Annotated in this window: 16 protein-coding genes, 1 pseudogene and 1 other annotated feature; of the genes and pseudogenes, 3 read left to right on the forward strand and 14 right to left on the reverse strand. The window is 38.8% G+C overall.

What is annotated here, in order from left to right; genetic code table 11:
* Nucleotides 1-11: 11 nt before the first annotated feature.
* The 3 genes from aspS to ACFYKT_RS10880 form a co-directional block, all read right to left on the reverse strand.
* Nucleotides 12-1,781 (reverse strand): aspartate--tRNA ligase, encoded by a 1,770-nt coding sequence (gene aspS / locus ACFYKT_RS10870; protein ID WP_389219361.1) that lies wholly within the window; start codon nucleotides 1,779-1,781, stop codon nucleotides 12-14.
* Nucleotides 1,782-1,858: 77 nt separating this feature from the next.
* Nucleotides 1,859-3,127 carry a histidine--tRNA ligase gene (gene hisS, locus ACFYKT_RS10875; protein WP_389219362.1) on the reverse strand — a complete coding sequence of 423 codons (1,269 nt, stop codon included), beginning with the start codon at nucleotides 3,125-3,127 and terminating at the stop codon, nucleotides 1,859-1,861.
* 310 nt (nucleotides 3,128-3,437) lie between these two features.
* Nucleotides 3,438-3,687, reverse strand: a binding site (T-box leader).
* Between the two features lie 91 nt (nucleotides 3,688-3,778).
* Complete coding sequence (locus ACFYKT_RS10880; protein ID WP_389219364.1) at nucleotides 3,779-3,955, reverse strand: hypothetical protein; 177 nt, start codon at nucleotides 3,953-3,955, stop codon at nucleotides 3,779-3,781.
* Between the two features lie 253 nt (nucleotides 3,956-4,208).
* Here ACFYKT_RS10880 and ACFYKT_RS10885 point away from each other — a divergent pair, with 253 nt between their 5' ends.
* The gene (locus ACFYKT_RS10885; protein ID WP_389219366.1) at nucleotides 4,209-5,972 is read left to right on the forward strand and encodes an SH3 domain-containing protein; all 1,764 of its coding nucleotides are present in this window, start codon (nucleotides 4,209-4,211) and stop codon (nucleotides 5,970-5,972) included.
* A gap of 159 nt (nucleotides 5,973-6,131) precedes the next feature.
* Here ACFYKT_RS10885 and dtd read toward each other — a convergent pair whose 3' ends face one another.
* From dtd to ACFYKT_RS10920, 7 genes and pseudogenes are all read right to left on the reverse strand, one after another.
* On the reverse strand, nucleotides 6,132-6,572 hold the full coding sequence (gene dtd / locus ACFYKT_RS10890) for a D-aminoacyl-tRNA deacylase (protein ID WP_389219368.1): 441 nt from the start codon (nucleotides 6,570-6,572) through the stop codon (nucleotides 6,132-6,134).
* A gap of 13 nt (nucleotides 6,573-6,585) precedes the next feature.
* Nucleotides 6,586-8,784, reverse strand: coding sequence for a RelA/SpoT family protein (locus ACFYKT_RS10895; protein WP_389219370.1), 2,199 nt, complete (start codon nucleotides 8,782-8,784; stop codon nucleotides 6,586-6,588).
* Nucleotides 8,785-8,988: 204 nt separating this feature from the next.
* Complete coding sequence (locus ACFYKT_RS10900; protein ID WP_389219372.1) at nucleotides 8,989-9,501, reverse strand: adenine phosphoribosyltransferase; 513 nt, start codon at nucleotides 9,499-9,501, stop codon at nucleotides 8,989-8,991.
* Nucleotides 9,492-11,859 (reverse strand): annotated as a pseudogene (recJ, locus tag ACFYKT_RS10905) (single-stranded-DNA-specific exonuclease RecJ). The gene ACFYKT_RS10900 and the pseudogene recJ overlap by 10 nt, the downstream one beginning before the upstream one ends.
* A 75-nt stretch (nucleotides 11,860-11,934) precedes the next feature.
* Complete coding sequence (locus ACFYKT_RS10910; protein ID WP_389219374.1) at nucleotides 11,935-12,831, reverse strand: cation diffusion facilitator family transporter; 897 nt, start codon at nucleotides 12,829-12,831, stop codon at nucleotides 11,935-11,937.
* A 255-nt stretch (nucleotides 12,832-13,086) separates the two neighbouring features.
* Nucleotides 13,087-15,348, reverse strand: a complete 2,262-nt coding sequence (secDF, locus tag ACFYKT_RS10915) for a protein translocase subunit SecDF (RefSeq protein WP_389219376.1) — start codon at nucleotides 15,346-15,348, stop codon at nucleotides 13,087-13,089.
* A 274-nt stretch (nucleotides 15,349-15,622) separates the two neighbouring features.
* On the reverse strand, nucleotides 15,623-15,919 hold the full coding sequence (locus ACFYKT_RS10920; RefSeq protein ID WP_389219378.1) for a post-transcriptional regulator: 297 nt from the start codon (nucleotides 15,917-15,919) through the stop codon (nucleotides 15,623-15,625).
* A 159-nt stretch (nucleotides 15,920-16,078) separates the two neighbouring features.
* Here ACFYKT_RS10920 and spoVB point away from each other — a divergent pair, with 159 nt between their 5' ends.
* Nucleotides 16,079-17,641 (forward strand): stage V sporulation protein B, encoded by a 1,563-nt coding sequence (gene spoVB / locus ACFYKT_RS10925; protein WP_389219380.1) that lies wholly within the window; start codon nucleotides 16,079-16,081, stop codon nucleotides 17,639-17,641.
* A 194-nt stretch (nucleotides 17,642-17,835) separates the two neighbouring features.
* Here the strand turns inward: spoVB and ACFYKT_RS10930 are convergent, their stop codons facing one another.
* Nucleotides 17,836-18,486 carry a DUF421 domain-containing protein gene (locus ACFYKT_RS10930; RefSeq protein ID WP_389219382.1) on the reverse strand — a complete coding sequence of 217 codons (651 nt, stop codon included), beginning with the start codon at nucleotides 18,484-18,486 and terminating at the stop codon, nucleotides 17,836-17,838.
* A gap of 214 nt (nucleotides 18,487-18,700) precedes the next feature.
* Here ACFYKT_RS10930 and ACFYKT_RS10935 point away from each other — a divergent pair, with 214 nt between their 5' ends.
* Nucleotides 18,701-19,093, forward strand: coding sequence for a TIGR04086 family membrane protein (locus ACFYKT_RS10935; RefSeq protein ID WP_389219752.1), 393 nt, complete (start codon nucleotides 18,701-18,703; stop codon nucleotides 19,091-19,093).
* Nucleotides 19,094-19,136: 43 nt separating this feature from the next.
* Here ACFYKT_RS10935 and yajC read toward each other — a convergent pair whose 3' ends face one another.
* The 3 genes from yajC to queA form a co-directional block, all read right to left on the reverse strand.
* On the reverse strand, nucleotides 19,137-19,424 hold the full coding sequence (gene yajC / locus ACFYKT_RS10940; protein ID WP_389219384.1) for a preprotein translocase subunit YajC: 288 nt from the start codon (nucleotides 19,422-19,424) through the stop codon (nucleotides 19,137-19,139).
* A gap of 69 nt (nucleotides 19,425-19,493) precedes the next feature.
* A complete protein-coding gene (gene tgt / locus ACFYKT_RS10945; protein WP_389219386.1) occupies nucleotides 19,494-20,633 on the reverse strand; it encodes a tRNA guanosine(34) transglycosylase Tgt in 1,140 nt (379 codons plus the stop codon).
* Entirely contained in the window at nucleotides 20,630-21,697 is a 1,068-nt protein-coding gene (queA, locus tag ACFYKT_RS10950; RefSeq protein ID WP_389219387.1) for a tRNA preQ1(34) S-adenosylmethionine ribosyltransferase-isomerase QueA, read from the reverse strand. Before queA ends, tgt begins: the two co-directional genes overlap by 4 nt.
* Between the last annotated feature and the right edge of the window lie 20 nt (nucleotides 21,698-21,717).

Raw genomic sequence — 21,717 nt, forward strand, 5'->3', positions numbered from 1 at the left:
TAGGTCATACCTCATTTTTTTAAATTAAGTGCTAAGTGTAAATCGTCTAATTGCGCCCCGCTTACTTCACCAGGTGCATCCGTTAAGACACAGCTTGCACTAGCAGTTTTCGGGAATGCAATCGTATCACGTAGATTAGATCTGCCTGCAAGCAGCATGACAAGTCTGTCAAGACCAAGTGCGATGCCCCCGTGTGGTGGTGTGCCATATTCAAAAGCTTCAAGCAAGAAACCGAATTGTTCATACGCTTCCTCTTTTGAAAAGCCAAGGACACTAAACATTTTCTCCTGTACTTCTCTTTCGAAGATACGAAGAGATCCCCCGCCAAGTTCATAGCCATTTAAGACAAGGTCATATGCTTGAGCTTTAACTTGGGATGGGTTTGTATCAAGCAGTTCTAGATCTTCTCTCGCCGGCATCGTGAATGGATGATGGGCAGCATAATAACGGCCTTCTTCTTCAGCATATTCAAGCAATGGCCAATCCGTAATCCAAAGGAAGTTGAATTTACTTTGGTCAATAAGTTCAAGATCCTTGCCAAGCTTCGAACGCAGTGCACCTAAAGCATCAGCAACAACATTTTTCTTATCGGCTACAAATAATAGAAGGTCACCAACTTCAACGGATAGAGTTGCTTTAATTGCCGCTTGTTCTTCCTCTGTAACGAATTTAGAAATTGGCCCCTTTAAGCCATCCTCTTCTGCTTTTAACCATGCAAGTCCTTTGGCACCATAGCGTGAGACAAACTCTGTTAATGCATCAATATCTTTTCTAGAGTATTTTCCCGCTCCATTCTTCACATTGATTGCCTTTACTTGTCCACCTGAAGATACAGCGCCTGCAAATACTTTAAAGCTTGAATCCTTCACAATTTCTGATAGATCGGTTAGTTCCATTTCAAAACGAGTATCAGGCTTATCAGAACCAAAGCGAGCCATTGCATCCTGATAAGTCATTTGCGGGAATGGGATTTGAACATCAAGCCCTTTTACTTCTCTCATAATTTTGCTCATCATATTTTCCATTAAGCTAATAATTTCAGCTTGACTCATGAAGCTCATTTCCATATCGACTTGGGTAAATTCTGGCTGACGGTCAGCACGTAAATCCTCATCACGGAAGCAGCGAGCAATTTGATAATACCTTTCAAAGCCGCCAACCATCAACAACTGTTTGAAAATTTGCGGTGATTGTGGCAATGCGTAGAATTCACCAGGATGAACACGGCTAGGAACTAAGTAATCACGTGCCCCTTCAGGTGTACTCTTTGTCAAAATTGGTGTTTCAACATCGAGAAAGCCTTCTCCATCAAGAAAATCCCTCATAGCTTTCGTTACTTGATGACGCATTTTTAGCGTTTCAAACATAGCCGATCTTCTTAAGTCAAGATAGCGATATTTAAGTCGGACATCCTCAGAAACCTCCATTTTGTCATCAAGAGCAAATGGTGGTGTTTTCGCTTCATTTAAAATAGAGATTTTTTCTGCTTTAATTTCAATACGGCCCGTGTTAATATTCGGGTTTATTGTCCCTTGTTCTCTTGCAACAACGATCCCTTCAATATCAAGGACAAACTCACTTCTTACTCTTTCTGCTGAAGCAAGAGCCTCTGGAGACACTTCTGGGTTAAATACAACTTGAACGATGCCTGTACGGTCACGAAGGTCAATGAAAATTAAGCCGCCTAAGTCACGTCGTTTTTGTACCCATCCTTTTAAAATAACCTTTTCACCAATTGCCGCCTCTGTTATTTCTCCGCAGTAATACGTTCTCCCAAACATGATGATTCCTCCTATTAGTAAGACAGAAATTTCGCGAGTAAACTAGGATTCGCAAATAAACTTCCGTTTCCCAAAAACTATATTAATTCAGCAAGCTTTTCTATGAAGGATTCTAGGTCAACTTCAATTTGTTCACCTGTATCCATCGACTTTAGATTGATTTTGTTCGCTTTTAGCTCATCTTCCCCTAAAACCGCTACATATTTTGCATTAGAACGGTCTGCCGCTTTAAATTGCGCTTTAATTTTGCGGTCAAGGTAATCCCTTTCAGCAGAGAATCCAGCAAGGCGCAGCTTGTGAAGCAAACCAACTGTATAATCCTTCGCTTCCTCTCCTAATGAAACGAGATAGCAATCAATTTTTTTATCGATAGGAAGCTCGATACTTTCAGCATTTAACGCAGCAATAAAACGCTCGATACTCATTGCAAATCCGATTCCCGGTGCTTCTGGACCACCAATTTCTTCAGTTAATCCGTTATAGCGTCCGCCTCCACAAAGAGTTGTAATTGCTCCAAAGCCTTCCGCATCACTCATAATTTCAAATGCTGTATGTGTATAATAATCAAGACCGCGAACAAGGTTTGGGTCAACCTCAAATGCAATATCAAGATTAGTTAAATACTGCTGTACCTTTTCAAAATAGTGCTTAGAATCCTCATTTAAGTAATCAATAATTGACGGTGCACTGCTCATTAGCTCGTGATCACGATCCTGCTTGCAATCAAGAATACGCATTGGATTTTTCTCAAGTCTTCCTTGACAATCCGTACAAAACTCACCAATTCTTGGCTTAAAATGATCTACTAAAGCTTCACGATGCGCTTTTCTGCTATCCTTATCACCTAAGCTGTTAATTACTAGCTTCAGTTTTTTTAAGCCGAGTGAGCTGTACAGGGACATGGCTAATGCAATGACTTCTGCATCGATAGCTGGATCCGCACTCCCGATTGCCTCTACACCAAACTGAACGAATTGACGGTAACGTCCAGCTTGTGGGCGCTCATAGCGGAACATAGGTCCCATATAATAAAGCTTCACTGGCTGATTCGCGTCCCCATACATTTTATGTTCGACGAAGGAGCGAACGACAGCTGCGGTTCCTTCTGGACGCAATGTTAAACTTCGCTCTCCGCGATCTTCAAAGGTATACATTTCCTTCTGAACGATGTCAGTTGTATCCCCTACACTCCGTAAAAAAAGTTCTGTATGTTCAAAAATCGGGGTTCTGATTTCACGATATTGGAATTTAGTACATAGTTCTCTTGCCTTTTCTTCAATAAGCTGCCATTTTTCAACTTCCCCTGGAAGGATGTCCTGGGTACCTCTTGGTAAACGAATAGACATTTTTTCGTCTCCTCCTATTTAGAATTTTTCATATGTAGTCATAATAAATATGGCTATACTCGCAAACGTTGTTGTTAATTAAAAATAGTAAGTAAAGGTTGATTTCCGCTCCAGGCATTCGCTTTCCGCGGGGTGGGCGCTAAGCCTCCTCGGAGCGTAGCTCCTGTGGGGTCTCAGCCGTCCCACTCCTCCCGCAGGAGTCTCATGCCTTCCGCTCCAATCAACAAAGTATATTCACACTTTCAAAAACAACAATCTTTAAAAAAACAGCCAAAAATATAAAAAAGCCCCCGCCTCCTTGTATAAATATACAAGGGACGAGAGCTTCTGAGATTCCCGTGGTGCCACCCTAGTTGAAGCCGTCAGATATGACGATCTTCCTCTTTTACAGTTAACGCCTGTTAACGTTCAACTCCTACTAAAGAGCGATTGCTTCTTTCAGAGAGAAACCTACGAAGTGTTCTTTCATTAAATCATCATGCGAAAAATGCTTTCAGCCTATGGCATTTTCTCTCTTTTCATGTGGGGTTTAACTACTCTTCTTCATCAAACGGTATTATAATAGCGCCAAGTGCGCCTTGTCAGCAGCATGCTTCGCTTAATATTTATTTAATAATACGTATCATCAAGTCTAATGTCAATAGGGATTTATTAAGATCGTTCCAAATGCTTTTTCAATTTCCGAACATCTTTAACTGTTAGCCCAAATTCCGAAGCTAATTCTACCATATTTGAGCCTTGTTCCTTTTGGATAAAATCGTGGAAATCCACACCAAAAAGCTGATTTTCTCCCATTTGCGCTGACATACCTTTCTCACCAAATCGCATCTAATCACCCTCATTCCATTATTCCTCTCTATTGTTCCCATCAATGTAAAAAATCTATCCCATTTTCTTGCTAAATTTACTAGGTTATTTATAAGTATTTATAGGAGGAAATCCGAATCAAAAAGAGAAATAATAACAAGGTTGAACAAAATCAGTTTACTTTTTATACTGAAAAAGCTTGACTGCTTAAAGCAATTTTGTTTTTCTTATAAGATGATATTTCTTTTCATTGCTATAGGAGAGGAGTGTACGAATGCATAGAAAGAAAAAAATCATTCTATTTGTTTGCCTAATTCTTTTCATTGGATTAGGACCGATGCCCTTATCACCAACGAATGCAGCAGGTTCATCTATCAAGATCGCTACAGATAACTTAAATATTCGTGAGGGTCCAGGATTAAGCTATCCTATTGTTGCAAAGGCTTATAGGGGGGAAAGCTATCCTTTTCTCTCAGAAAGCAAAGAATGGATAGAAATTCAACTTGATAGTGGGAAAAAGGGCTGGGTTGCAGATTGGCTTGTTTCCAAGGAAGACAGCAAAGATAGCGGTACTACTGCTTCAATATCCGCGGACAATCATGCGGCGGTAACTGTTGATGGATTAAGGGTTAGAAAAGGGCCTGGAACAAACTATCAAGTCATCGGAACTATTAATAAAGGAAATGACTTTACTGTTCTATCGACAAGTGGCGATTGGGTCCAACTTGATACTTCATACGGAGTTGGCTGGGTTTCAAGTGAATATGTTCAGTTCAAAAAGAATTCCACAACTCGCAATAACACAAGTAATTCGAATGGAAGGATCACTTCCAACTCGCTAAATATTCGCAGCACACCCTCTCTCGATGGATCGATTATTGGAAAATTAGGGGCTGGGGATACGGTAAAGATTCTCTCTCAAAAAAATGGCTGGACTGAAATTTCTTATTCAGGTAATCAGGCATGGATTAGCAGTCAATATGTAGAAGTTGAAAAAGCTCATTCTGACACGAATGAATCAAAGCCAAGCGGAAATAAAAAAGAAGCAGGAACAGGAACGGTTACGGCAACATCCTTAACAGTTAGAAGTTCTGGCTCACTTAATGGAAAAGCAATCGGTTCTATTTCAATGGGACAAAGCTTTCCAATCATAGAGATCGTTAATAATTGGGCGAAAATAGAATATAAAAAAGGCAACTTCGGCTGGGTTGCAAGCTGGTATTTGAACAAAGCTGAGCAAAGCGGTCTAGAATCTAGTAAACAAACAGTAAAAAACAGCAAGATTACAATCATTCATAATGGGTCAAATATCAGAAAAAGCGCTAATGCTTCTTCTGCAGTTGTACAAAGAGCTGATCAAGGAGCAATGTTTGATGTAATCAGTATCCAAAATGATTGGTATGAAATTCGCCTGGCAAATGGGGAAAGCGGCTATATTGCTGGATGGATTGTTTCGGTAAATGGACTGGCACCTATCGTTGATAAACCCGGTTCAAGCAAAAGTTTAAAAAACAAAACAATCGTCATAGATCCTGGTCATGGCGGCAGAGATAACGGGACAACCGGTGCAAGTGGAACAATAGAAAAAACAGTAACCTTACGGACTGCCCAGCTCTTATATAGTAAATTAAAAGCAACTGGTGCAAATGTCATCTTAACACGAAATAATGATACATATGTTCCATTGTCATCACGAGTCTATGCAGCACAGCACCAGAATGCTGATGCATTTATTAGTATTCACTATGATAGCATTACTGACCGTAGTGTAAGAGGGATGACTACCTATTATTATCATGCTAATCAAAAAAGCTTAGCCGCTGATGTTCATACATCTGTCGCTTCTAATTCTAGTCTGAAAGACCGTGATTACCGATTTGGCGACTACTATGTGTTAAGAGAAAATAAACGCAATGCCATTCTGTTGGAACTAGGCTATTTAAGTAATCCAACTGAAGAAATGCTTGTCACTTCTGATCAATATCAAGAAATGGTTACAACGGGAATATACCAAGGGCTAGTGAAGCATTTTAGGTAGACATCCATAATCAAGTAAGTGTCGATCTGCCTCATCTCACTACGCTGGTTATTCCTTCGTACATAAAGGCTTGTTCAGTTAATCAGACCAACAATTGTTTTACAAAAAAATAGAGTCAGATCCTTCCATACAATTGTATGAAGAGTATCTGACTCTTTTCTATTTACTTTCTAGTATCAATGTTACCGGTCCATCATTAATTAATTGGACATCCATCATTGCCCCGAATTTGCCTGTTTCAACTTTAAAACCTTTTTCCTGAAGAGAAGCATTGAGAGCTTCATATATTGTCACAGCATGTTCGGGTCTTGCTGCATCCATGAAGTTTGGTCGGCGTCCTTTACGGCAATCCCCATATAATGTGAATTGTGAAATAGAAAGAATCTCTCCGCCATAATCCAAAATGGACAGATTCATTTTTCCTTCCTCATCTTCAAAGACACGCAGATTGGCTATTTTCTCTGCTAGATAGTGAGCATCCTCTACCGTATCTTCATGAGTAACACCGACAAGCAATACAAACCCCTTAACAATGCTTCCGACGATTTCCTCATCAACTGTAACACTTGCCTTTTTGCTTCGCTGTACAACAACCCGCATCACAAAAAACTCCTTAATTCATAATCCTTCGAACAGCATAAATATCAGGAATTTGCTTGATCCGATCCACTACTTTTTGCAAATGGCTGACATTATGGATCGCAATGGTCATATTAATAGTCGCAGATTTATTCCGATCCGAACGGCCAGTCACTGCCGAAATATTCGTTTTTGTCTCATTTACCGCTTGAAGAACCTCATTTAATAAACCACGTCTATCATAACCGGTGATTTCAATTTCAACGCTATATTCCTTGCGATCATTTAATGCCGTTTCCCATTCGACTGGAATTAATCTTGCTTTTGCATCCTCTGTAACAATATTCGTGCAGTCCGCTCGATGGACAGACACACCTCGTCCCTTTGTAATGAAACCGACAATTTCATCTCCAGGCACTGGGTTACAGCAGCGCGACAAGCGAATAAGCAAGTTATCAATTCCCGAAACGCGTACACCAGATTCACGCTTTTTGGTTGAAGGAAAGGACTTTAATTCAGAGACTGCATTTGTAATAATATCAGCTGTCTGCTCCATATCGCGCTTTTTGCGCCATTTTTCAGTTAGCCGGTTAGCAACCTGTAAGGCAGTTACCCCGTTATAGCCTACAGCTGCGTACATGTCTTCTTCATTCATAAAGTTGAACTTTTCCACAACTCTTTTAATATTATCATTTGTTAAGATTTCTTTTAAATCAAAATCCATATTGCGGATTTCTTTTTCAACTTGCTCTTTTCCTTTTTCCACATTCTCATCACGTCTTTGTTTTTTAAAGAACTGTCTTATTTTATTTTTGGCTTGCGATGTTTGAGCTAGCTTTAGCCAGTCCTTACTTGGACCATAAGAATGTTTGGAAGTTAATATTTCAATAATATCGCCTGTTTTCAATTTATAATCAAGGGTTACCATCTTCCCGTTGACCTTCGACCCAATTGTTTTATTCCCAATTTCAGAATGAATTCGGTAGGCAAAGTCAATTGGTACAGAACCTGATGGAAGCTCAATTACATCTCCCTTAGGGGTAAAAACAAATACCATATCAGAGAATAGGTCAATCTTAAGAGACTCCATAAACTCTTCTGCATTAATCGTATCATCCTGGAATTCCAGAATTTCACGGAACCATGTCAGCTTGTCTTCAATAGATGAACTTTCATTGACCTTTTTGCCCTCTTTATATGCCCAGTGGGCGGCGATCCCGAATTCAGCAATCCGGTGCATATCAAATGTTCTGATTTGAACCTCAAGCGGATCCCCTTTTGGCCCAATAACGGTCGTATGAAGGGATTGATACATATTTTGCTTAGGCATGGCGATGTAATCCTTAAATCGTCCAGGCATTGGCTTCCAGCATGTATGAATGATCCCTAGAACGGCATAGCAATCTTTAATACTGTTCACAACAATCCTTACAGCAAGTAGATCGTAAATTTCACTAAATTGCTTATTCTGCAAGGCCATTTTTCGATATATACTGTAAATATGTTTTGGACGCCCAGAAATTTCGGACTTAATTGAAACATCAGCCATCCGACCGCGCATAACATCGATGACATCTTCAAGATATTGCTCTCTCTCTGCTCTTTTCTTTTTCATCAGGTTGACAATCCGGTAGTATTGCTGCGGATTTAAGTATCTTAAAGCAGTATCTTCAAGTTCCCATTTAATTTTTGAGATTCCTAATCGATGAGCAAGAGGGGCAAAAATTTCTAGAGTTTCATTTGAAATTCTTCGCTGTTTTTCTGCTGGCAGATGCTTTAGTGTACGCATATTATGGAGTCTATCAGCCAGTTTTATCAGAATGACTCGAATATCCTGTGCCATCGCAACAAACATTTTTCGATGGTTTTCGGCCTGCTGTTCTTCTTTTGACTTATATTTAATTTTTCCGAGCTTTGTGACGCCGTCAACAAGCATCGCTACTTCTGCATTGAAGGCTTCTTTAATATCTGCTAATGTGACATCCGTATCCTCTACAACATCATGAAGAAAACCGGCTGCAACCGTGGAAGGATCCATTTCCAAATCAGCTAAAATGCCTGCCACTTGTATAGGATGAATGATATAAGGTTCACCCGATTTTCGATATTGTTCACGATGTGCATGCCTTGCAAAATCATATGCTTTTTTCACTAGTGCCGCATGCTCATCATTTAAATATACTTTTGTCCTGTCGATGACTTGCTCAGCGGTCAGAACATGATCGTTCGCCATGGGATCACCTTTATCTAATTATTTTATCTAAATTTCCGTTTAAACTTGCCTTATAAATAATAATGATTGTTACTATTATCGAAAAAAATAGCGAAGATGTAAAGGGTTAGAAGGTTATTTTTAAGGAAAAATAAAAAGTCTGTCGAATTCTGAAGTATTTCAATATAAAAAGAGCGCCATTGTTTAAGCGCTCTAAAAGAAAATTTAATATTCCATTAATGTAAGGATATCATATTTTTCAAGCTTGTCGCGGCCTTTTAGATAAGATAATTCAATTAGAAAAGCAATCCCAGCCACAACACCGCCAAGTTCTTCTACTAATTTAATCGTTGCTTCAATCGTTCCACCTGTAGCAAGCAAATCATCAGTAATTAAGACACGCTGTCCTGGTTTAATGGCATCCTTATGAATTGTAAGGACATCCTTCCCATACTCAAGGCCATAATCGACTTTAATTGTTTCACGAGGAAGCTTTCCTTCTTTCCTTACTGGAGCAAAACCAACGCCAAGTGAATAAGCAACAGGGCAGCCGATAATAAAACCACGGGCTTCAGGGCCAACAACTAGTTCAATCTGCTTTTCTTGTGCATACTCAACAATTTTGTCTGTTGCATATCTATAGGCATCACCATTATCCATTAGCGTTGTGATATCCTTAAATTTAATACCTGGTTTTGGCCAGTCTTGGACAATTGTAATATACTGTTTTAAGTCCATTCTTTCATTTCCTCCTCAAATTTCACGTACACCTTGGATCACTTCGTCAAACCATTCTTTTAACTGTTCGTAAGAAGAATACACAAAATCGCTCTCTAGCGTATATTGAATATGTTTTTTTTGATAAATTATTGAATCCGTTAAATCACGCTTTTGTGAAGCTTTATTAACAGAAATGATTCCATTATTTATTTTAACAAAATCCAGTTCAAAAAACACTTCTGATATAAATTCAATCGTTTCTCGACTCCACCCTTTAAATTTAGCTATATCATTTCCATACTTCACCAAATCCATTGGGCCTTTCTTTACTAATAAAGCATAAAACCATTTAAAATGATCACGAGTTGGAAGGGTACTAAAATAAGTACTATCCTCTTTATAGAAATGGGCATAAATTCTTGCTGGGTTTTTCCCAGCAAATAATCCATTCAAAATTTCTTTATTAGGCGGCAAGTCTGTCAAAATCACATTTTCTTTATCTATATTCAAGGCGCAAGCATCTTCTATAGAACTTACTCTCACCATTTTTCCATCTGCAAAGGATTGAAATTTCTCCAGATTTTCTTCATTAAAAATAATCCATTTCGATTGCTCTTTAGGAACTAGGTCTACTAAACTTTCAAGACGTTTAACCCCTCTTATATCAAAAAGCTGCCATGTTTCTATGGCTAAATCATGGAGAAAAATTTGCGGCTTGCGTATATTATTCCATTCATTTATTGCTAATTCCCCTGTAACAGATATTTTGGAACTTGGTGAGATATGTTCGTACAGAGAACCAAGTCCAAAGCCAACACCATCTAAGGTGTATCCTTCATTTTCAATCGTCATCTTTAAATGGTTTTGATCCGAACCAATCTTTCTCATTCCAGAAATAGCAGCATCTTTAATGACTACTTTTGGTTTTGGATTATCCATTCCATAAGGAGAAAGCATCTGCATTTCTTCTAAAGCTGAAAGATGAATATCATTTAAAACAATTTCACCATCAAGCTTAGTAACGGGAATAAAATCCTCAGCAGTTAATTGTTCACTTGCAGCTACGTTTAGCCGATTACGAAGTTCGGCAACATCCTCAAGTTTCAATGTCATCCCAGCAGCCATCGGATGTCCGCCAAAGTGCGGCAGAATATCTCTGCTATTAGAAAGGTTTTTAAATAAATCAAAGCCTAAGATGCTACGCGCAGAGCCTTTTGCCAGACCTTTTTCATAATCATAGCTTAGTACGATTGCTGGCCGATAGAATTTCTCCACTAGCTTGGAAGCGACAATCCCAATAACGCCTGCGTTCCAGCCTTCTTTTCCAATAACAAGCACAGAGTTCTCACTTATTGGGTACTTTTCTTCGACTTCACGTATCGCTTGCTCCGTGATTTCACGAACAATCGTCTGTCTTTCCTTATTCAACTGCTCTATTTCCTCAGCAATTGTCTCTGCTTCAAGAGCATCCTCTGTTAATAATAAATCAACAGCAGGGTCGGCGCTTTCTAATCTTCCAGCTGCGTTCAAGCGTGGTGCGATAAGAAAACCTATTGTTTCCTCATTAATCGTACTAGCTTCTACACCTGTTAATTTAAATAAAGCCTTTAGGCCAATATTTTGAGTTGATTGAAGTTTTTTTATCCCTCTTTTGGCTATTAAACGGTTTTCTCCTTTTAAGGAAACGAGGTCTGCAATCGTGCCAATTGCTGCGATTTCAAGCAGATGCTCCGGAACCTTGCCTAATAGAGCATGTGCTAGTTTAAATGCCACCCCAACTCCTGCTAATTCCCGGAAAGGATAATTGCCTTTCGCAAGCTTTGGATGAATAATGGCCAGCGCTTCTGGAAGCTCAGGACCTGGTTCATGATGGTCAGTAATAATAAGATCGAGTCCTAGTTCCTTTGCTGCCTTCGCCTCATTGACAGCAGCAATTCCCGTATCAACCGTAATAATTAGTTGAACACCTGCTTCTGCTGCATGCTGAAAAGCAGGAATATTTGGCCCATACCCTTCCGTAAAACGGTTTGGTATATAAAATTCAACATTTGCACCAAGCTCCCGGAGAGTCATCATCATAACCGAAGTGCTGGTTACTCCATCGGCATCATAATCTCCGAATATTAATATCGGTTCCTTCTGCTCGATCGCTTCATTTATTCTTGATACAGCTATATCCATATCCGCTAATAAATAAGGGTCATGAAAATCTTGATTATGATCAAATAAAAAATGCCGTGCTGATTCCGGCATTTCTAATCCACGATTAACAAGCAGCGAAGCCATGAGAGGAGTAATATTTAATTCTTGTACAAGTAAATTTTCTTTCTCTTTATCTGAATCCCGTACGATCCATCGTGTTTTTGAATGCAACATATGTTCACCCCTCAACTTTTTAATTATACAGGAGGGATTGAAGCGTTTCAATAATAGAAAGTACTTGTCTTTTTCTTAATCTTTATCATTATATGGATTAATATGAACAAAAACATTCTGAACATTTTCCATCTCTAATAACTTTTTCTTTACCTTTTTTCCAATAAGATGCCCTTGTTCTACTGTAATATAAGGATCTACAGATATTTTCAAATCAATAATGACATAATGCCCATGTTCTCTAGCATGTAGTTCATCAATTTTCTTTACCCCTTCAACCCCTTCGACAGCACGGCGCAACTCTATCGTATCTTCTTCATGAAGCACATGATCAAGTGTATTATGTATGGACTCTTTTCCTAGCGACCAAGCCATCTTTATAACCATAAGCGACACGATAATTCCAGCAACTGGATCTGCATATTCAAGCCAGCCAATTCCAAGCTTTCCCCCAATAATTGCACTGCCAATTCCTGCTAAAGCTGCAATGGAGGAATAAACATCTGAACGGTGCTCATAAGCATTGACTATTAATGCATCACTATTTAATTCACGACCTAATTTAAACTTATAGCGAAATAAAATTTCCTTTACTATGATTGAAAGGATCACAGCTGCAATGGCAATTGTTTTTGGTGCTTGAATCGGCTGAAAAAATGACTGAAAGGACGATTTCCCAATCTCAATCCCTACTAGAAATAAAAGAACAGCTACGATAATTGCTGCAATGGATTCAGCTTTTCCATGACCATATGGATGATCTTCATCAGGAGGCTGCTTAGCTGCCTTTAAACCTAAATAAACAGCAAACGAACCAGCAACATCTGAGGCTGAATGAACAGCATCTGCTACTAAGGCACGACTTCCAGAATAGATTCCAATCCCCCATTTAATAATAGCAAGAGCGATATTCACAATAATACCAAGCATCGCAGCTGACTCTGCTTTTTTAAAACGATCTTGATTACTCACCCGAAACTTCCTTCCTCCTCTAAACTTATTTATAGTTTAACCTATTCATTCTAATAATACCGTTAGGAAATATAGAAAAGCAGAAATGGTGCGTACCAATTTGAAAAGACACTCATACAGATCCTGTTAAGAATAGCACAAGATGCTTTGAGAAGAACATTTCTTAAACTCATATAAAGTTATGCTTTCTTGCCTACAAAAAAACCCCAGGAATGAACACCTGAGGTTTTTTCATGTATATTTAATGACCCGAAATTATACTTGTGGCTCATCACTCATCTTACGTTTTTCTTTCACTGTTGAAATTGGCCCTTTTGCTTTCAATTCCTTGCACTTCCATACATACCATATTTGTGCAGCTAAGAAGATAGAGGAATAGGTTCCAGCAACCGTACCAACAAGCAAAGCAATTGAGAAGTTACGAATAGATTCACTTCCGAAAATCAACAATCCTAAAACGGCAATAATAACAGTTAAAATAGTGTTGATTGAACGTCCCATTACTTGGCGAAGTCCTTTATTAACAACTTCAGCAATATCCTCAACTGTCTTCAAACGCTTTTTCTTATGCATGATTTCCCTCATACGGTCATAAGTAACGATTGTATCATTGATTGAGTAACCGACAACCGTTAGAATGGCAGCAATAAAGGTAATATCCACTTCTAGTCTTGTGAAACTGAAGAAGGCAATAATGAAAAATGAATCGTGTATAAGAGCAAGAACAGCAGGTATCGCCATTCGATACTCAAATCGAATTGTTACATAGATGATTATACCAATTGCGGCAATGACTAATGCTTTCATTGCATTTTTTGCAAGCTCTTTACCAACAGTTGGTGAAACCGTGCTTACATTTGGATCCGCACCAAATTTCTTATTAAAATGTGTTTTTAAATCAGCAATCTCATCCTTGCTAAGTACATCCTTGACCCTTGCTACACCAATATCGCTATTTTCTCCTGAAATTACGATATCATCGGTTTCAATATCAAGTTTCGAAAGCTCAGTTTGTAATTCTTGCTTTGTTAAGGCATTTTTTGCATCAAGTTCGATTCGAGAACCACTTGAAAAGTCAATTCCTAAATTCAATCGGAAAACAGCAAGTGCGATGATTCCAAGTACCATAACAACACTAGTGAATATAAAGAATTTATTTTTGTGCTTAACAAAATCAATATTATCAAATCTTGTTGGCAAATCCTGTGCTTCATAATTTTCTGCAATATTCTTAATTTCACTCTTCTTCACACCAAACCATCCAGGCTTCTTGTAGAAGAAATTGCTATTAACCCATAGTCCAAGCAAAAGTCTTGATAAGTAGACAGCTGTTAAAAAGCTGACAACAATACTTAGGATTAGCATAGTTGCAAAACCTTTTACAGAGCTTGTCCCATACACAAATAAAACTACGGCTGCAATTATTGTCGTGATGTTCGCATCAAAAATAGTAGCAAATGAATTTTTGCTTCCTGCTTGGAAAGCAGACTTAAGTGTTCTTCCAACCTTCATTTCTTCCCTAATTCGTTCAAAAGTGATGATATTGGCATCGACGGCCATACCCACTCCAAGTACGAGTGCCGCAATAGCAGGCAACGTTAATACCGCATTCATCCAATCAAATATTAGAAGAATAAGGTAAATATAAATAGATAGTGTCACTGTTGCGATAAATCCTGGGAAACGATAATAGAAAATCATGAATAAATAGATAACCGCAATTCCGACAATTCCACCAAGAACGGTTTTCTGCATGGCCTGCTCACCAAATTGTGCACCTACCGAGGTTGAGTACACCTCATCTAATTTCACTGGCAATGAGCCTGCATTTAATAAATCAGCTAATGTTTGTGCCTCATCAATCGTAAATTGACCAGTAATCGAAACTGAATCCTGATTAAATACTTGGCTCACACGTGGAGCAGATAAATAAGCAGGGTCTTGCTTCGCTGATTCGGCTTTAAAAGAAACACCTTCTTCAAAATCAAGCCAAATAACAAGTAAATTATTTGGTTCACCCATATTAACAATTTTTTGTGTTACCTCTTTAAATTTACTTGCACTCGTAAGTTTAAGTGAGACGCTTGGATTCCCATTATCATCAAAGGTCTGTTTTGCTCCGCCTTCTGCAAGATCAGAGCCATCCATCATTTTTACATCATTTACATCACGGAAAGATAGATTCGCTTCAGTCGATAAAATTTCACGTGCTTTATTTTGATCTGTAACGCCAGCAAGCTGAACACGAATTCTGTCTTCTCCTTCAATCTGAATATTCGGCTCACTTACCCCTAAGACATTGATCCGTTTATCCAATGCTTTCGCCGTACTAGCTAACGCTTCTTTATCAACCTTTTGACCATCTAAAGCAGTTACTTCATAAAGAACTTCGAATCCACCTTGAAGATCCAGTCCAAGTTTAATATCCTTTGTAATGCCATTAGTTGTTGCTCCAATCAAACTCCCTACTAATAAAACAATAAGGAAGAAGGCAACAATGCGACCGCGCTTTACCATTATGTAATTGTCCTCCTTAAATACAAGCCCCAAAAGGCTTACAGCGTAAGCCGGCTTTCATCTCTCTACTTGCATTTGAACATAAATGCCTACAGTAGCAAGTAATGATCTATCGACCGGAAAATCCAATATTCTCATTATGAAACAGTTTGCAAAAGCTGTCAATTATTCTAGAAATGAGAGAGACTGTGAGTGTTTTTTGAAGGAATGGAAGTTAAAAAGGCCTCTTTGTCTATCCCCAGTTCTCAAAACCTCTTCTGCCTATAAAAACATACTATTTTAAAAGCTCCCGCAGTTCATCTTCGTCATCAAAAGCAAACTCTGCCCCTTTAAAAGCTTCAATCGTAGCGAAGTGAAAGTATTCTCCCACCTTAATAGAGAGGATATCTTCAACAAGTTCGGAGATACGTTTATTTTCATCAGTCTTTCGCCATTTCTTCCTCACTAAAAAATCCCAAAGCTCCTTTTCTTTCACATGACCGTATCCTAACAAAAAAAACTCTTCTAATTTGCTCCTTAATGCTGGTTGAACATGCTCTCGGAAGTGATCGTACGCATGGCTAGTCTTCAATATCGAACCCTCCTCTTATTTCAAATGACTGGGACGTTCTTAATACCTTACAATTTACTATTCAAATAAAAATAATGATTGCTTGTCATGCTTTGTCCACTTTCTTGCATATAGATAATTGTATATGATTACACCTATTTTGAGAAGGCAGGGAATCCAATGTCTAAGTTTTTAAAAGGAACAATGATACTATTAGCAGCCGGGCTCGTTACAAGGGTGCTTGGGTTTATAAATCGAATTGTTATCGCACGCTTTATTGGAGAAGAAGGCGTTGGATTATATATGATGGCCTTTCCAACCTTAATCCTAGTTGTCACAATCACACAGCTTGGATTGCCCGTTGCTATTTCTAAAAATGTGGCAGAAGCAGTAGCACGCGGCGATTCAGCTAAGGTGAAGAAAATTTTAGTCGTTTCACTAGCGATAACGATCTCACTTTCTGCTATTTTCACACCTGCTCTAATCTTCCTTGCTCCATTGCTCTCAGAAACATTATTCACTGATCCGCGTACACATCTACCATTGCTAGCTATTGCACCAATTGTGCCAATCATCGCTATTTCATCAGTCATTAGGGGATATTTTCAAGGCAGACAAAACATGAAACCAGCTGCCCTCTCCCAAATGCTTGAGCAAATGGTGAGAATTACTTTAATTGCTGCGATGACAAAAGCATTCCTTCCATATGGAATCGAGTATGCTGCAGCAGGTGCGATGCTTGCCTCAGTGATCGGTGAATTAGCTTCTCTAATTTATTTATTAACTACGTTTAAACTAAAGAAGAAATTTAGGGTACGAAAGCAATTTTTTAAATATGTGAAATCCGGAAAAAGTACATTTAAAGAGTTAATGAGTATTGCCCTTCCAACAACGGGAAGCCGCATGATTGGTTCAATAGCTTGGTTCTTTGAACCGATTGTTGTTTCTCATAGCCTGGCAATCGCAGGTGTAGCAGCCATTGCTGCGACAAAACAGTACGGGGCATTGACTGGTTTTGCCATGCCATTACTTATGCTGCCTTCATTCATTACTTATTCTCTTTCTACCGCTCTCGTTCCTGCGATAAGCGAGGCAAATTCCAATAATAATCAGCGGCTTATCGAATATCGTCTACAGCAGGCACTCCGATTCTGCCTTTTAACTGGGGGTCTAGCTGTTGTCATTCTATATGTACTGTCTGATGAATTAATGCAAGCCATGTATAACTCATCAAGCGGTACACAATTTATTAAGTTAATGGCTCCATTCTTTTTATTTTATTATTTTCAAGGCCCATTACAAGCAGCACTTCAAGCATTGAATTTGGCTAGAGCTGCGATGATCAATAGCTTGATTGGAGCCGTTGTAAAAACTGCTGTCATCTATTTACTTGCACGGCAGGCTGAGTTTGGAATCAACGGTGTTGCAATGGGAATCCTTGTTGGTTTTGTCCTTGTCACATTGCTGCACTTTTCAACCATTCTGAAAAAGGTTTCATTTACATTCTATATCCGTGAATATATTAAAACCTTCCTCGTAATGGGAGTATCAGGATATGCAGGTTATTTTATTCTCCAAAATTTAAATGGCAGTGTGCATCTGATCATTAAGGTATTGCTGATTGCGATAGTGATTTCTATCCTATATTCGAGCCTTACTTTACTACTAGGATTAGTAAAAAAGGAAGAGTTGAGACGAATTCCTTGGATCGGAGAGTTTTTATCCAAGTTTGCGATAAGATAATGCTTCAGATTAGGAAATAATCTAATCTATTTCAAAATTTACCGGTCAGTTTCCTCTATTTATCAATCTGTTTCTCATTTTATCAATCGGTTTTACCCAAATTATCGGTCACTTTTCATATTTTATCGGTTACTTCCAATAAGAATAAGGATTTGACAATAACGGAGGATTATTTTTCATACGAAGAGTACCTCCTATTTTTTCTCATCTTTTAAATCAATATAGAATATCCCATTCTCAAAGCTGCAAAAAGAGATTTTGTGAATATCATTGTATCCCCTCTTCTTCAGCTGCTGCCGCAGCCAAAAGTTAGTTTCATTGATATCTTTCAAATTATTCTCTTGGATCATCCCATCTAGTATAAGCGGGATGGTCATCTTTCCTTTATTCTTTTTTTCCTTTTTCAGCACAGATAATTCTCCAGTTGTTTCTAAGATGGCAAACTCTACATCTGTTATATTTCGTATATCTTTTCCTCTTAGTTGCAGCAGTAAATCATCTAAATTATAGCGATGCTTTTTCATTGCTGCTTCATCTATCTTCCCTTTATTAATGAGAATGGTCGGCTTTCCATCAACTAAATCACGTAACTTCTTGCTTTTAAGTGTTGCGTAGGAAAAGGTCATTTGAATAAGCATTAATACTAACATCGGAAGGATATTGCTAAATAATGAACTCTCTGGATTTTCAATCGCCAATGCCGCCATTTCTGCGATCATAATTGAGACTACAATATCCACTGTACTAAGCTGGCCAAGTTCCTTCTTTCCCATCGTTCGAAAGATAACCATAATGATGATGTATAAGAAGGTTGTCCGAAAAATAATTGTAGCGTACTCTGCCATACACCATTCCCCCCTTAAATGACATTCTCTTTTATTTTTAACCTCACATAAGAAAAGATGTCATGTACTTTTTCCCAAAAGTGTTTTTCATATTTAATTGTCATTAAGATTTATATTCTATTTTTTCTTTATATGAATATGCTTGTACTAAGGAATCAGGCAGTCCAATCGATTGTTCTGATATATCCGCACAGATAGAAAGGGGAGGAGCAAAATAGAAGAATCAAAAAACGTTGGCGGTGGGATCCTTTATGGGCTTATTGTCATTTTTGTACTTGCGATTGTTTGCAGTTTAATTATTTCTCTGTTACTAACATTTACATCTCTTCAGGAATCATCCCTACAATTTGTTGTTACAGCTATTTCTTTCGTTTCACTTTTCATTGGAGGTTTTGTTTCAGGTGGAAAAGGGAAACAGAAGGGCTGGCTGCTTGGGGGATTAACAGGACTGATCTATTCACTGATCATTTTCTTATTTCAATATTTAGGACACGATAGCTTATTTGATACGCAGCAGATGATCTATCATATCTGCTTTATACTGACAGCCATGATGGGCGGTATTCTAGGTGTAAATATGTCAAATAAATCAAGAACAGCAGCATAAAAAAAAAGAAGCGGGACCTATTGGACCTCGCTTCTTTCTCTTATTATGATTTCGCAAGCATATCGCCAGCTGATGCTTCTGTTACTTCGCGAATAGCTGCGCGATCGTATGTAAGACGGCTTCCATCCCCACATTTGATGACAACTTTCCCTTCATCGATGGCATCTACAAAGCCGTGAAGACCTCCGATTGTAACGATTTTATCTCCCTTTTTTAAATCAGTCTGCATTTGCAGAACCGCCTTTTGGCGCTTCTGCTGCGGACGAATTAGTAAAAAGTAAAATAAAACAAACATTAGCAATAGTGGTCCAATTGTACTAATCATTTCCATGTATTTTCCCCCCTTTCACATATGAAAGAATGTTCATCAAATCAAATTTGATCTATTGAACACTCCTATTTAGAAGTTTTTCGCATTCGGCTTATTGAAGCCGTATCGTTCGAAAAATTCTTCTCTAAAGTCGCCGAGACGATCTTCTCTGATCGCTTGTCTGACCTGTTCCATTAAGTTTAACAGAAAATAGAGATTATGATAAGAAGTAAGTCTTATTCCGAATGTTTCATCACAGCGAATTAAATGGCGGATATAGGCACGGCTGTAATTTCGGCATGTATAGCAATTGCAATTTTCATCAATTGGACCGAAATCCTTTGCAAATTTCGCATTTTTAACAACTAAGCGGCCTTCACTTGTCATCAATGTGCCATTCCGTGCAATTCTTGTTGGCAGCACACAATCAAACATATCAATTCCTCGAATAGCTCCATCAATTAATGAGTCAGGTGATCCAACCCCCATTAAATATCTTGGTTTATTAGATGGAAGCAATGGCGTTGTAAATTCAAGCACACGATTCATTATATCTTTCGGCTCACCTACTGATAATCCACCTACAGCATACCCTGGAAAGTCAAGAGAAACGAGATCCTTTGCACTTTGTTTTCGAAGCTCCTCATATTCACCGCCCTGAACGATACCAAATAGCCCTTGATCATTCGGACGCTTATGAGCAGTTAAACAGCGTTCAGCCCAGCGTGAAGTCCTCTCAACAGACTTCTGCATATATTCATATGTTGCAGGGAATGGTGGACATTCATCAAAGGCCATCATGATATCCGAACCGAGCGAATTTTGAATATCCATTGCTTTTTCAGGAGATAAAAACAATTTATCCCCATTTAAATGATTGCGGAAATGGACGCCTTCTTCTTCAATCTTGCGGAATTCACTTAAGCTAAACACTTGAAAACCGCCAGAATCCGTTAAAATGGCACGATCCCAATTCATAAATTTATGCAGACCGCCTGCTTCCTCAACAATCTCTTGTCCAGGACGCAGCCAAAGATGATAAGTATTACTTAAAATAATGCCTGCACCCATTTCTACAAGCTCTTCCGGTGACATTGTTTTCACCGTTGCCAGCGTTCCAACTGGCATAAATACTGGAGTCTCGAAAGTGCCATGTGGTGTATGAACACGGCCAAGTCTTGCCCCCGTTTGCTTACATGTCTTTATTAACTCATAGCGAATAGCTGTCAATTTGTTTGTTCTCCTTCCACATTGTCAGATTCACTTGACAAAATCAGCATAGCATCTCCAAAACTAAAGAAACGGTATTGTTGTTCAACCGCTTCACGATAGGCGTTCAAGACGTTCTCTCTGCCTGCTAGTGCACTAACAAGCATAATAAGCGTTGATTTCGGCAAATGGAAATTAGTAATCATGCCATCAATGGCTTTAAATTCATAGCCTGGATAGATAAATATATCTGTCCATCCGCTCGACTCTTGAAAACGCCCATTATTTGCAGCAGCAATGGTTTCAAGTGTCCTAGTAGAAGTAGTTCCAACTGATATGATTCTACCGCCATTCTCTCTCACTTCGTTTAGAAGCCGAGCCGTTCCTTCTGTTACTTGATAAAATTCTGAATGCATCTCATGCTCATTTAAATCATCTACACTCACAGGACGGAAGGTACCCAGTCCGACATGGAGAGTAATGAAAGCAATGTGGACGCCCATATCTTTTATTTCTTCTAGCAGCTGCTCTGTAAAATGAAGACCGGCAGTTGGTGCGGCGGCAGACCCGCGCTCCCGTGCAAAAACCGTTTGATAACGTTCTCTATCATCCAGCTGCTCTTTTATGTATGGCGGCAGAGGCATCTCCCCTAATTGCTCAAGAACCTCATAAAAGATCCCTTCGTATTGAAACTCAAGAACACGTCCGCCGTGCTCAGACATTTCAGTACAAACGGCTGTTAAAATCCCATCACCGAACACAATTCTTGTCCCTACTTTTACACGCTTGGCTGGTTTAATAAGCGTTTCCCAAGCATCACCATTCTGCTGCTTCAATAGAAGAACCTCTATTTTAGCACCTGTTCCTTCTTTTTCTCCAAAGAGCCGAGCGGGAAGCACTCTTGTATCATTAAGTACAAGACAATCTCCAGCCTTGAAATAAGCTTTAATCTGTTTAAAAATTGTATGCTGGATCTTTCCAGTCTTTTTATCCAGTACCATTAAACGGCTGCTTGTCCTCTCTTCAAGAGGGGTTTGCGCGATTAATTCCTCTGGTAAATGAAAATCAAATAAATCTACCTTCATGATGCACCAACTTTAATATT

The sequence above is a fragment of the Cytobacillus mangrovibacter genome (genome assembly GCF_042865275.1).
GTDB classification, from domain to species: domain Bacteria; phylum Bacillota; class Bacilli; order Bacillales; family Cytobacillaceae; genus Cytobacillus; species Cytobacillus mangrovibacter.